The sequence below is a fragment of the Phytoactinopolyspora alkaliphila genome (assembly GCF_010550695.1).
Lineage (GTDB): Bacteria > Actinomycetota > Actinomycetes > Jiangellales > Jiangellaceae > Phytoactinopolyspora > Phytoactinopolyspora alkaliphila.
The window spans coordinates 32,395-44,477 of sequence record NZ_JAAGOB010000016.1; the positions used below are offsets into that span (position 1 = coordinate 32,395).

At 69.1% G+C, this 12,083-nt stretch carries 11 protein-coding genes; 5 read left to right on the forward strand and 6 right to left on the reverse strand.

Going from position 1 to position 12,083, the window contains the following annotated elements:
* The first annotated feature begins 3 nt into the window (after nt 1-3).
* Nucleotides 4-453, forward strand: a complete 450-nt coding sequence (locus G1H11_RS22510) for a DUF6113 family protein (protein ID WP_163820864.1) — start codon at nt 4-6, stop codon at nt 451-453.
* Between the two features lie 130 nt (nt 454-583).
* Nucleotides 584-2,902 (forward strand): VanW family protein, encoded by a 2,319-nt coding sequence (locus G1H11_RS22515; RefSeq protein WP_163820865.1) that lies wholly within the window; start codon nt 584-586, stop codon nt 2,900-2,902.
* Nucleotides 2,903-2,925: 23 nt separating this feature from the next.
* Here the strand turns inward: G1H11_RS22515 and G1H11_RS22520 are convergent, their stop codons facing one another.
* On the reverse strand, nt 2,926-3,912 hold the full coding sequence (locus G1H11_RS22520; RefSeq protein ID WP_163820866.1) for a GNAT family N-acetyltransferase: 987 nt from the start codon (nt 3,910-3,912) through the stop codon (nt 2,926-2,928).
* A gap of 94 nt (nt 3,913-4,006) precedes the next feature.
* Between G1H11_RS22520 and fdxA the strand changes: the two genes are divergently transcribed.
* Complete coding sequence (gene fdxA, locus G1H11_RS22525; protein ID WP_163820867.1) at nt 4,007-4,336, forward strand: ferredoxin; 330 nt, start codon at nt 4,007-4,009, stop codon at nt 4,334-4,336.
* Between the two features lie 72 nt (nt 4,337-4,408).
* Nucleotides 4,409-5,515 carry a succinyldiaminopimelate transaminase gene (dapC, locus tag G1H11_RS22530; RefSeq protein ID WP_216844053.1) on the forward strand — a complete coding sequence of 369 codons (1,107 nt, stop codon included), beginning with the start codon at nt 4,409-4,411 and terminating at the stop codon, nt 5,513-5,515.
* Between the two features lie 82 nt (nt 5,516-5,597).
* On the opposite strand, the gene G1H11_RS22535 is transcribed toward dapC, so the two are convergent.
* From G1H11_RS22535 to dapD, 3 genes are all read right to left on the reverse strand, one after another.
* Entirely contained in the window at nt 5,598-7,190 is a 1,593-nt protein-coding gene (locus G1H11_RS22535; RefSeq protein WP_163820869.1) for a hypothetical protein, read from the reverse strand.
* Between the two features lie 263 nt (nt 7,191-7,453).
* Nucleotides 7,454-8,446 (reverse strand): VldE C-terminal domain-containing protein, encoded by a 993-nt coding sequence (locus tag G1H11_RS22540; RefSeq protein WP_163820870.1) that lies wholly within the window; start codon nt 8,444-8,446, stop codon nt 7,454-7,456.
* A 33-nt stretch (nt 8,447-8,479) separates the two neighbouring features.
* Nucleotides 8,480-9,409: a 2,3,4,5-tetrahydropyridine-2,6-dicarboxylate N-succinyltransferase gene (gene dapD, locus G1H11_RS22545; RefSeq protein ID WP_163820871.1), complete on the reverse strand. Its 930-nt coding sequence runs from the start codon at nt 9,407-9,409 to the stop codon at nt 8,480-8,482.
* A 150-nt stretch (nt 9,410-9,559) separates the two neighbouring features.
* Here dapD and G1H11_RS22550 point away from each other — a divergent pair, with 150 nt between their 5' ends.
* Nucleotides 9,560-10,216: a peptidase inhibitor family I36 protein gene (locus tag G1H11_RS22550; RefSeq protein WP_163820872.1), complete on the forward strand. Its 657-nt coding sequence runs from the start codon at nt 9,560-9,562 to the stop codon at nt 10,214-10,216.
* Between the two features lie 58 nt (nt 10,217-10,274).
* Here the strand turns inward: G1H11_RS22550 and G1H11_RS22555 are convergent, their stop codons facing one another.
* Both G1H11_RS22555 and G1H11_RS22560 read right to left on the reverse strand, forming a co-directional pair.
* On the reverse strand, nt 10,275-11,375 hold the full coding sequence (locus G1H11_RS22555; RefSeq protein ID WP_163820873.1) for a hypothetical protein: 1,101 nt from the start codon (nt 11,373-11,375) through the stop codon (nt 10,275-10,277).
* A gap of 4 nt (nt 11,376-11,379) precedes the next feature.
* A complete protein-coding gene (locus G1H11_RS22560) occupies nt 11,380-12,015 on the reverse strand; it encodes an RNA polymerase sigma factor (RefSeq protein ID WP_163820874.1) in 636 nt (211 codons plus the stop codon).
* Between the last annotated feature and the right edge of the window lie 68 nt (nt 12,016-12,083).

The window sequence follows — 12,083 nt, forward strand, 5'->3', positions numbered from 1 at the left end:
CTGATGTATTCGGGAGCTGGTGCGTCCGCGGAGCACTCGATCACGCCTGCTTCGGGCACGGCGAGCGCTGCTGCGCGCAGGGCGCGCGCGCGGCCCCGGCGCACGGCTCGCTGGGTGATCGTCGGCCTCCTTGCGATCGCGGCGGTGGCGGTCGCCGTCGCGGGTGCCTTCATGCACCGGTGGGCCAGTCCCGTCGGCCTGATTCTGGCGGTCGGCGCCGGCACGGGTGTCTGCGTGCTGGCTCGTCATGCCGCGCGTTCACGTGTGGGAATCGGTGTGGTGGCCGGTGCGTGGCTGACGGCGGTCCTGCTCCTCGCACAGCCCCGCCCGGCCGGTGACGTCGTCATCGCAGGCGACCCCGCCGGCCTGGTGTTTCTGCTCGGCGGAGCGTCGGCTGTGGCGGTGACGCTGGGCATGGGCGTGCGCGTGCCCAGCAGCGTGAACGTGCGATGACACGTCAAGATCACATAACGGCCCGCCGAAAACGGCGCGATTCGGCGCATGTCGAGTAGTATGCGCGAGGGCTCGAGGTCTCTCGTGAGCCCCGGTTCCTGGATATGTCGCAAGTTAGGTATACCCCTAGGTGACAGACAAACAAACCAGTGCAGGCGGCTCCCCCGAAGATTCCTCTGCTGCCCGATCGGGAGAGGCTGACTCCCCGACCGAGGCTGCCCTGGAAGACACGCGGGCCGAGCCGGCGGCAGCGCATGGCGATGCCTCCTCGCACGGTGGTGGCGACGGCCCGCTGGAAGCCGCCGATGACGAGCCGGCCGATGCCGCCAACACCGCAGAAGGCGCTGCCACCGTGCCGGGTGCCACGGCCGTGCCGGATGCTGGCGCTGGGTCGGATGCTGGCGCTGGGTCGGATGCTGGCGCTGTGCCGCCCGGCGACGACATCTACGGCGCGTCCACGCCCGGTAGGCAGGAAGGCATGCGTGCGTCCTTGGGTGACGAGGTGAGGGGCGCGAAGGCCTCTCCCGGGCGCTCAGGCCCTGCCAGGCCGTACGCTGCCTCAGCGACCACGTCCACGGCGACGGCCTTCGCCGCGCCAACCGGCGGTCCACCTCGAGGCGGGCCCGCGGCGGGTGGCGGCGTCCACGGTGCGGACGACGTCACCGAGGAGTTCGCCGTCCCAGCGTCCCCATCCGACGACGGTGCCGCCCCGCCGCCCCGGCGCCGCGGGCGCACGGCGGCGATGATCATCGGAGCCGTGGTCCTCGTCCTCGTCGCGGCCTACGGCGTCACGTACCTTCTCGCCGGCGACAATCTGGCCCGAAACGCCACAGTCGCCGGTATCGAGGTCGGCGGAATGACCCCGGCGGAGGCGCGGACACTTCTGGAAGACGAGCTGCCCGCCGTCGCGGACGCCCCGATTCGTGTGCGCATCGGCGAATCGGACTCCACCTACGAGATCGTGCCGTCCGACGCCGGGCTGCGGGTGGACATCCCGGCCACCGTGGCGGCCGTGCCCGGTGGCAGTGCCAACCCGGTTTCCCTCGTGCAGGCGCTGCTCGGAGGAGAAGAGGTGACGCCACGCCCGGACGTGGATACTGACGCGTTGCGAGCCTCGATGGAGGCCATCGCCGAGCAGTCGGACTCCGACCCGGTGAACGGTGCGGTCGGGTTCGAGGACGGCGAAGTGGTCACCAGCGAGCCCTCGACCGGTAGCGCGCTGGACGTGGACGGCGCTGTCGAGGTGATCTCGGGCGCGTACTTCGGGCCTGCGGGCTCCGGCGGTGTGCCTGCCGAGGTCACGGTCCCGGTGGAGTCCGTGGAGCCCCGGGTCACCCAGGCCGACGTCGACCAGGCTGTGTCCGAGTTCGCCGAGCCCGCGATGTCGGGACCGGTGACGGTCGTGGCGGGAAGCGACAGCGTCGAGCTCGGTCCCGAGCTGATTGGCCAGGTCCTGTCCATGACCTCCACCGAAGACGGCTCGCTCCAGCCTGAAATCGACGGCGACAAGCTGGTTGACTTGGCCAGCGACGAGCTCGCCGAGATCGGCCAGGAAGGCAAGGACGCCACCATCCGTATCGAGAACGGCTCGCCCGTCGTCGTCCCGGCGCAGAGCGGCAAGGGCGTGGAGACCGACTCGCTCGGCGATCTGGTGCTGCTGGCGCTGACCGAGGAGGGCGACGATCGCCGCGCCGAGGTCGAGCTGGTGGATATCGATCCGGAACTGACCACCGAGGCGGCCGAGGAGCTCGGAGTCAAGGAGGTGGTGGCCGAGTTCACCACCAACTTCCCACCCGCCCAGTACCGTGACGTCAACATCGGGCGGGCGGCCGAGCTGATCAACAACACCTTCTTGCGGCCTGGGGACGAGTTCAGCATGAACCGCACCGTGGGGGAGCGGACCGAGGCCAACGGATTCACCGCGGGAACCATCATCAACCAGGGCCGGCTCGAGGACGCGATGGGCGGTGGCGTGTCCCAGGTGGCGACCACCACCTTCCATGCGGCGTTCCAGGCGGGCCTGGAAGACGTCGAGCACTGGCCGCACTCCATCTATTTCGACCGGTATCCGATCGGACAGGAGGCGACCGTGGCGTGGGGTGCCAAGGACCTTCGGTTCGCCAACGACACCCCGTACGGCGTCGTGATCGAAACCCGCTTCACCCCGAGTGCCGGGCGCAGCCAGGGAACGCTGAACGTGCGGATCTGGAGCACGGAGTATTTCCGGGTGGAGACCTCGGTCTCCGAACGCAGCAATTTCACATCTCCGCGGACCATCTACGACACGAGCTCCGACTGCACGCCGCAAGGCGGCAGCCAGGGCTTCAGCATCACCTCGTACCGCAAGGCGTGGACGCCCGACGGTGAGCTCGTCAAGGACGAGGCCGACCCGTGGACCTACAACCCCAATCACCGGGTCGTGTGCGGCCCGGACCCGGACGACGACTGAGCTGACAGCCGGGGTCCACACCGCTACCCGGGTGCCTGGCGGTAGTGGTAGGAATGGTGGTCGCCGAACCCCAGCTTGCGGTACGCGGCTTGGGCGCCGGTGTTGCGCTCTTCAACCTGGAGATATGCGGCTTCGGCGCCCAGGCCGGCTGCCCAGCCGGTGAGACCGGCCACCACATGGCTGCCCAGGCCCCGGCGGCGGGCCTCCGGCGCCACCTCCACGGCGGTGACACCCACCCAACGGCGTCCGCTGGGTGCCGTCGACACCGCACCGCGGGCTATCGCCACCCGGACGCCGTCCAGGTCCACCGAGGCGAATCCGGCACCGTCGGCGTTGGTCAGCACGTGGACGGCGTGCGCGGGTAGCGGGGCACCGCGATAGTGGTAGTTCGCCAGCCAGTCGTCATCCGGGTGTGGGTCCACCCGTACGGCCGGTAGATCGGACCGGACTCCACGGCGGACGTCACCGACCAACGCCGTGAGCACGAGGACGTCGTCGTCGCGCGACCATCCGCGCGCGTCCAGCGCATCGTCGACAACACCGCCGAGAAGGCTGGGCACCTGGAATGTGGGATGCAGCTCGCGGGCGCGGTACCAGTCCTCGACAGCTTCGATGGCCTCGCCGAGGGGGCGGCCGGGATCGTCGAGGGGCATACAGGAATTGGCCCGCCTGGTGAATCCGCGCGCGGCTCGCAGCAGCCAGCCGCCGAGCTGCGCGGTGTCCAGGGCCTGCCAGCCCTGCGCGGCGGCGGCTTCAAGGTCGCGAATCTCACGTCGGGTGACCGGCCGGGCGGGAATGGCCTTGATGGCGATCACGTCGGCCTCGGGGACCTCCGCCACAGCGCCGTCCGCGCCGGAGCTGCGGCGTACCCGCAGCTCACCGGCTTCCCACGCCTCCAGAACGCCGAGAACGTCGGTCGCGGCGTGTGCCTCGCCGTGGAGGCGGCGCCGTACGACGACACGGCGGCCCAGTAGGCGGTCCCGCTCGGCGGAACTGACATGGTGTCTCATAGGGTGACCTTTGTTGCATCGCTTGGTGGGTGCATCGTGATACTAGGTGGTGCAAGGTGCCGTTGGCGCCACGACCTGTCTGGAGGAGACCGCCGTGACATACGTCATCGCGCAGCCGTGTGTTGATCTCAAGGATCTGGCCTGCGTCGAGGAATGCCCGGTTGACTGCATCTACGAGGGCGATCGGATGCTGTACATCCACCCCGACGAATGTGTCGACTGTGGTGCGTGTGAGCCGGTCTGCCCTGTGGAGGCGATCTTCTACGAGGATGACCTCCCCGAGCAGTGGAAGGATTACTACCAGGCCAATGTCGAGTTCTTCGACGACCTCGGCTCGCCTGGTGGTGCCGCGAAGCTCGGCGCCATCGACAAGGACCACCCCGTCGTCGCCGCGCTGCCGCCGCAGGAGACCGGTGGGCACTAGTGCGGGGCGATAGCCACGCGGAATGACATGGCCACAGCGTCTGAAGGAGGCCGCGTGGGGCGACCGGCTGGGATGAACCTGCCCGCATTTCCGTGGGACTCGCTCGTCCCGTATCGGGAACGGGCTCGGGAACATCCTGACGGGCTGGTCGACCTGTCCGTCGGCACGCCGGTCGATGCCACACCGCGCGTCGTCCGGGAAGCTCTGGCCGGAGCGGCGAATTCGCCCGGCTATCCCACCACGCTGGGGACCGAGGCCCTGCGCGCCTCCGCGGCCGGCTGGCTGCGGAGGCGATTCGGGATCGAGACCGTCGACCCGGTTCATGGCGTGCTGCCGTGTGTCGGCTCCAAAGAGCTCGTGGCATGGCTGCCGACACTGCTGGGGCTGGGGAAGGCCGACGTGGTCGTCCACCCCGAGCTCGCGTACCCCACCTACGGCATCGGCGCACTGATGGCCGGGGCCGAAGCGGTGGCAGCGGACTCCGTCGTCGCACTCGGACCGCGCCGGCCCCGCGTGATATGGGTGAACTCACCCGCCAACCCGGACGGCCGTATCCTTCCGGCCGAGCACCTGGCGAAGATGGTGGCGTGGGCGCGCGAATGCGGAGCCGTCCTCGTGGCCGACGAGTGCTACATCGAGTTCGGCTGGGACGCCAAGCCGGTGTCTGTCCTGGACCCGGCTGTCAACGGCGGTTCCCTCGACGGCGTCCTGGCTGTCCACTCGCTGTCCAAGCGCTCCAATCTGGCCGGGTACCGGGCCGGCTTCGTGGCCGGGGACCCGGATATGCTGGCCACCCTTCTCGAGATCCGTAAGCATGCCGGCATGCTGATGCCCGGTCCGGTGCAGGCGGCGATGGCGGCGGCACTCGACGACGACGCGCACGTCGACGAGCAGCTGGCCCGTTATCGCGCACGCCGCGAGCTGCTCCGGGACGCCCTCGTCGGCGCCGGACTGCGGATCGACCGTTCCGAGGGTTCGCTGTACCTGTGGGCCACCCGGGACGAGCCGTGCTGGGAGACCATCGCGTGGCTTGCGGATCAGGGCATCCTCGCCGCTCCTGGTGAGTATTACGGGCCGCTGGGCGCCTCGCACGTGCGGGTGGCCCTGACCGCCACGGACGAGCGAGTGGCCGCAGCATCGAAACGCCTCCGGCCGGCATCCCACCAAATGATCATGTAAACCATGTTTTCTCGTGCTTCATCAGGCCTGCAGGCCTGGTGAAGCACGAGAAAACATGGTTTACATGATCATTTAGGGCGGGTCAGGAGAGCGCGGTGCGAGCGGTGTCCGCGTCGGGGCCGATCCCGAGCGCTACTTCGCCGGCCTCACACGTGACCACTGCCGATTGAGCCGAGCCCGCGAAGACGAACTCGTTCCCCTCTGCGGTTGGTTCGCTGCCGGGGAAGGCGAGCGTGTAGTAGTCGACGACGGTCTCGCAGAGGCTTGGCCCATCGCTGTGCTCGGCCAGGATGAGCGCTACGGCCGTCTCCTGGTCGCGATCCCACACCGTGATCTCGCCCCCGGCCCAGCCTCTCACCAGCTCTTTCGGCTCCGGCATCGCCTGGCCCTTGTCTCCACCTGGAGCCTCGAGCAGGAACAGGAGGTCGGCGGCGCCGAACGAGTCCGTGTGGATCTCCCGCCATCCGTCCGGGCCACCCGGGATACGGACCTCGGCCGCACCCTCTCCCGCCCGGTATCGCTCGGGAAAGAGGATCTGTGCGGTAGTGGTGGGCAATTCCTCATAGCTACGGTCGACCGCGTCCCAGCCGCCGTCCAGGAAGACGTCACAGGTGAACGTCATGCCCTCGATGTAGGGGAACTCCAGCTCGCGGCGGACGAAATGAGGAAGCTCCGCCAGAGCGGCGCTGGTTTCGGCCGACTCGCTCTGCAGCGCCATGAGCTGGTCGAACGGGACGTGGGTCGAGATGAACATCTGCCCGTATAGCGTCGCATCGCCCTCGATCGCGTTGAGCGCTGCGTACGCGGCGTCCGAACCCTCCGACTCCGCCAGCTCCACCGTGTCGGGGAGGCCGAACGTCGCGTCGGCCAGGGCGTGCACCATTTCGTGCGAGGTGATGTACGCGCCCATGCCGTCCATCTGCTCCGAGCCGATGACCAGCTCCTGCGTCTCCGGGTTGTAGAAGCCTCCGACACCGGCGTCCAGCGCGTCGAGCTGGGCCTGGACGAGATCCAATCCGGGTTCGACGGCGCCGAGCGCGGCCAGCAGGCGGGACTCGACGGCCGCGGCGTCGGCATCGAGCTCGTCCTCGGTCAGCTCGACGGCTCGTCGCTGGACTTCCTGCATCGTCACGAACTCGATGTCGAGGTCGCCGTCGACGGAAAGCCCTCGTTCGTCCGCGACGATGTCTCGCACCACCTGTACCTGCTCTTCGATCGGAGCGTCGGGAATCGACGGTTCTCCGCCGAGGCCGAGCCCACCGGGGGACAGGCACTGCATCAGGATCGGGTCGAAGCCACCAAGCCCGTCGCCGAGCAGGTCTCCAAGGCCGAGCAGATCACCCAGCTCGCCGAGGTCACCGAGGTCTCCCAGATCACCGAGCCCACCCAGGCCGCCGAGCAGGTCTCCGAGACCGCCGAGCGGATCGTCCGCAGCGGATTGGGCCTCGGCCAACTCCTGCCGCGTGGCTTCGAGCTCGTCCTCCAGCTCGTCGACCCGCTGATCCATGAAGAAGTAGACCGTCCCGGCCATGAGCAAAGCCATGACGGCGGTCAGCGCCGTCGCGGCTTTCCAGCCGGCCGCACCGGACCGGTGCTCGGGGGGCGTGGGAGGCTGAGACGGCGACGGACCGGGCGACGGCTGTGCTGGCGGCGGCGGTGGCGGCAGTTGGCTCATGGTCCGTCCAGCCTATCCGTCAGGGGCCCACGCAGCGCACCGTCGTCCACAGGCTTGCATGCGCCCTCCCCACGCACCGCAAGGAAGCGAGCCGGCACCGTAGCCCATCAATATCCAGTGAGTCATGCCCCGCCCCGTCGCGCATTGTTGCGCATCTACGGTGCCCGGCGTCTCGTAGCCGTTCTCCAGGTAGGTGACAGTGCCGGTCTCGCTGGCTCTGATGGCGGCGCTGACGCGCGCAGGGACGACGGCCGTGAGAAGCGTTAGGCGCTTTCCCCTTCGACGACGTCGATGTGCACGTGATCCAGGTGGCGCAGAGTGACGTTCTCGGTGTCTCCGGACGGGTGCACGTACGCCCGCCATCCTTCACTGGAGCGGCGGGCCGTCCAAATCATTTCGTCGTAGATCACCGTGGCGATCCCCAGCCGGTGCGCGTGAGCCACCGCCCAGTGCGCCACCGCCCAGCCGCGCCGGTTCACCTCCGTGTCGTCGTACGGGCGAAGCATGACGTCAATGGCCCGGCCGTCGTAGTGGGCCGATCCGTCGATGTGCCCGGACGTGATGCCACCGGGCGCGTAGCCGCCGGTTTCCAAGTCGCCGAAGACGGTGGTCAGCTCCTCGAGCACGGTTAGGGCGCGGGACGTCAGGCCGTCGTCGCCGGCCTCCTCCACGGACAGCCCGTCGAACGCCTCCGTATTGAACTGGCAGTGGAAGGCGGCGGGGGAGTGGCCGGTCAGGGCCGACGCCAGCGCTCGTGCGTTCTCCTCGTGCTGAGCGTAGGCATCGGGGAAGGCGCTGCGCTGAACCGCCTGGGCGGCCACCGTGATCTCCATCTCGCGATACCCGTCGACCCGCACGAGCGCGTCGTAGAATGCACCCGCGGAGTACAGGGGATCCTGGACCTGCTCGGGGGTTCCCCATCCCTGCGAGGGCCGCTGCTGGAATAGCCCGAGCGAGTCGCGGTCGCCGTAGCTGAGGTTGTACAGCGTCGACTCCTGGTAAGCCGTGGCGAGTGCGATCGTGGCGGCTCGCGCCGGCAGTCCGCGGCGCACCGCGACGCCGGTGATGGTGGCCGCGTGCTCGGCCTGCTGGATGGTCACTTCGGCGTCGTGGCCGGCGACGCCGGCTACGCAGCGCTCGCGAGGACCGCCGATCTCCAGTGGGCCGCTGGCGCGCCAGACGAGAAGCGCGGCGAGACCAAGGCCGACGACGAGCAGCACGATGACGGTCCGTGCCAACCGCGCGGCTCGGCTCATCCGAACGGTCGGGACGGCGCGGTCAGAGATCGCTCAGTTCGCGTGCAACGCGGCATTGAGGGTGCCCCAGTCGCCGGATCTGGCCAGCGCCTCGATGGTGCCGGACACGCTGTTGCGCCGGAAGAGCAGGCCGTCCTGTCCGGACAGCTCGCGCGCCTTCACCACCCGGTTGTCCGGCAGGGTCACCTTGGTGCCCGCGGTGATGTAGCAACCGGCCTCCACGACACAGCCGTCTCCGAGGGAGATGCCGATGCCGGCGTTGGCCCCGAGCAGGCAGCCCTTGCCGATGGTCACCATCTCGGTTCCGCCTCCGGAGAGGGTGCCCATGATCGAGGACCCGCCGCCGATGTCCGAGCCGTCGCCGACGACGACGCCCGCCGAGATCCGGCCTTCCACCATCGACGCACCGAGCGTCCCGGCGTTGAAATTGACGAAGCCCTCGTGCATCACGGTGGTGCCGGGTGCCAGGTAGGCGCCGAGGCGAACCCGGTCCGCGTCGGCGATGCGGACACCGGAAGGCACGACGTAATCGACCATGCGGGGAAACTTGTCGATGCCGTACACCGTGACCAGACCGCGCCGGCGCAGGGCTCGCCGGGTCTGTTCGAAGCCCTCCACGGCGCACGGTCCGTGGTTGGTCCACACGACGTTGGACAAGACTCCGAAAAGGCCGTCGAGGTTCTGTTCCCGCGGGGCGACGAGCCGGTGCGAGAGCAGGTGCAGCCGGAGGTAGGCGTCCGAGGCGTCGGACGGAGGCTGGTCCAGATCGATGACGGTCTGCACCAGGCGCAGCCGTACCCCGCGCGTGGGGTCGTCACCCTCGAGATTGCGGAGGTCGATGAGTGCGTCGGAACCGGCTGGTGGTTTGCCCAGAGATGGCGCCGGGTACCACACATCCAGGACCGTGCCGTCGAGGGTTGTGGTGGTGAGGCCATATCCCCAAGCAGGGCGTGCGTCAGGCATGCGTCCCAGCCTAATCGGCACGCCGTACGCCCCTGTGGCCAGGGGCACATTCTCGCGAGAGCTTTCGCCGGCCCGGTAGTGGAGCCGGCCGTGGCCTGATCTGTCCGGATGAAACACGACGTGCCGGAACGGCACGGAGGGGAGAACTGCATGTTCGCGAAGCTTGGTGCCCTCGGGCGACGGGGAGCGTTGATGACGGCGGGCGTAGCGGCGGTATTGCTCGCGCCGATGGTGGCGTGGCCGGCCGCATCGGCGGGCACAGCGGAGCAGGAGCTTCCGACGGGGCCCGTGGCCGACCAGATGATCGAGCTGCTGAAGCTCCAGCCCGGCGGTGTCCAGGTGTCCGACAATGCGCTCGCGTGGGAGGACGGGGCGACCGTGGTGGTCTGGCCGAGTCCCGGTGAGGAGGCGGCACCGGCGGGGCTGGGTGAGAATGTCCGCGCCGACGTGGTCGAGTCCTTGGACTCCGCCCTGCTGGCCGAGCAATCCGGCTCGGGTCAGGGGTTCTCTGCCATGGGCTCCTATACCTCGTGCCCATCGAGCTACTACTGCTTCTACACCAGCAGCAACTATGACGGCACGCGATACCAGTTCTCCAGCACCTGCACGGGGTCGGCGTCGAGCTGGGGATTCAACAACCAGACCAGTTCATGGGCGAACCGCTCCGGAAGCAAGAAGATCATCTATGCGTATGACTACAACGGCGGTCCGCTGCTCTGGCATGAGCCGCACCCCTCTCAGAACTCGTACGTGGGTTCGAGCGACAACAACCGGATGAGCTATTGGAGATGCTCGCACACCCAGTGAGGCATGGACTTCCTGCGGCTCTGCGGGCAGTGGGCCAGCAGGGTGCCTGCGCCGGCGGTCAGCGGAAGATCGTGTACTCGATGACCGCCGGCGCGCCCACGTCGATCACCTCGACGTCGGCCATGAGCACCTGCTCGTAGGCGAGAGGCCGGCCGTCGTCCGGATCGAGCAGGAGAATCTCGCGGACTGGCCAGCCGGACTCGTCGCCGTCCGCCGCGATGGCCAGCGCTTCCCGGCCGGCGCGGTCCACCGTGGTGCCGAGCGACATCACGTCCGGATCGGCCGCGAGCATCTGCAGCACACCGGCGGAGAGCGCAGAACCGGGCAAGCGCTCCAGCCGGAGGTCGTGGACTGCTCGGAGCAGCTCCGCGGCGTCGTTGCTGGCCGCGGGCCTGGGCAGCGCGAGGGCCGTGCGCAAGGCGGCCGGATCTGCGGGCAGGTCGCCGGGGTACACGTCGGGCCAGGTGCCCGCGGTGAGAGTCTCGTCCCGGAGGACCTCGCCCGTGGGGCCGGGCCGCCCGGCGTCGTTCCAGGCGCGCTCGTACGTGTGGTCGGGGAACAGCGGCCGGCCGCCTACGTCCCGGACGGAGACCGTGCCGTCCTCGTGGCGGGTCAGCTCGCGCAGGGTGGGAATGATCGCCGTCGTCACCGCGGGACCGGGCGGCGATGCGTCGGCGCCGGTGGCGGCCGCGCCTTCTGCTGGGCCCTCGGCCGCGCCGTCGCCGGGTTCGTCCGGCGTGACCACCAGCGACCAGCGTTCGGTGCGGATGGCGACGTCGCCCTCGGGCGTCTCTGGGATGGTGCCGACCCGTTGTGCCAGGTCGAGCAGGGTGTCCGAGGCGGGTTCACCGGTGGCTGTCTCGTGCCCGATCAGGTCGGGAGTCGCCGCTTCGGCCACACCGGCGTTCGGCAGCAGTTCGTGGGTGACGACCAGCGACGCCGCCACGAACGCCACCGCTGTGACAGCGGCCAGGCCGACGCGGCGGAACTGCACACTCGGGCGCTTCCACCGGGCCGGGCGGCGGTTGCGTTGCTCGGCCTCCTGGCTGTCCTGGACGATCGACTCGAGAAGCTGGCGGATCGCGCGCTCCCGCTCCGGCGTCAGCGACGCACGAGGCGGGGGTTCGAGATCACGGGGGAGCAGAGCCGTGGGGCACATGTGATTACGTTGCCTCTCGGGTCGGTTGGGGACGCATCGCCGCCCGCGGCTTCGTTTGCTGGGCGGCTGCCTCCGCGAGATTGCGGAGATGCTCGTGTGCTCTGGTCAGCCGGGAACGGACCGTTCCCACCGGAATGCCGAGGGCGATCGCGGCCTCAGCGGCCGTGCGCTCGCCCCAGACACACAGGGCAAGGACTTCTTGTTCACGCTGGGGCAGCCGCCGGAAAACCCGGAGGATCTCCTGCATCTGCTGCTCGCTCTCGGCGCGCGCAGCAGGGTTCTCCTGGAGCCCGTCGTCGATGACTGCCGGCGGCAGCTTGGCGAGAATGTGCCGATGCCGGCGTACCGCTCGGGTGCTGTTCCGCGCCACCTGCGAGGCGATACCGAGCAGCCAGGGAACGACGGCGTCCTGCTCGGCCGCCGCGGAGGATCGTCGCCGCCACGCCTCCAGGAAAACCACCGTGGTCAGATCCTCGGCGGTCTTCCAGCTCGCGGTGAGCCGGAAACAAAACGAGTAGACGAGGTGGGAATGCCGGGTGAACAGCTCGCCGAAGGCCGCGGGATTACCTCGCCGGGCACGCGACCACAGCTGTCCGTCGCTGGGTCCGTGCTCGGTCGTCCCGCGCTCGGCCACGCTCATCGTTTCTAATGTCTACCATTTTTCCCCGGATTCCAAGCTGACGGCGACGACGCAGCAGGTCATGGACG

Bases quoted from the DNA above. Each gene is read 5' to 3' on its own strand.
- G1H11_RS22510 (WP_163820864.1), top strand. From the start codon at position 4: ATGTATTCGGGAGCTGGTGCGTCCGCGGAGCACTCGATCACGCCTGCT.
- G1H11_RS22520 (WP_163820866.1), bottom strand. From the start codon at position 3,912: ATGAGACACCATGTCAGTTCCGCCGAGCGGGACCGCCTACTGGGCCGC.
- G1H11_RS22540 (WP_163820870.1), bottom strand. From the start codon at position 8,446: ATGAGCCGAGCCGCGCGGTTGGCACGGACCGTCATCGTGCTGCTCGTC.
- G1H11_RS22555 (WP_163820873.1), bottom strand. From the start codon at position 11,375: ATGTGCCCCACGGCTCTGCTCCCCCGTGATCTCGAACCCCCGCCTCGT.
- dapC (WP_216844053.1), top strand. From the start codon at position 4,409: ATGAACCTGCCCGCATTTCCGTGGGACTCGCTCGTCCCGTATCGGGAA.
- dapD (WP_163820871.1), bottom strand. From the start codon at position 9,409: ATGCCTGACGCACGCCCTGCTTGGGGATATGGCCTCACCACCACAACC.
- G1H11_RS22550 (WP_163820872.1), top strand. From the start codon at position 9,560: ATGTTCGCGAAGCTTGGTGCCCTCGGGCGACGGGGAGCGTTGATGACG.
- G1H11_RS22535 (WP_163820869.1), bottom strand. From the start codon at position 7,190: ATGAGCCAACTGCCGCCACCGCCGCCGCCAGCACAGCCGTCGCCCGGT.
- G1H11_RS22560 (WP_163820874.1), bottom strand. From the start codon at position 12,015: ATGAGCGTGGCCGAGCGCGGGACGACCGAGCACGGACCCAGCGACGGA.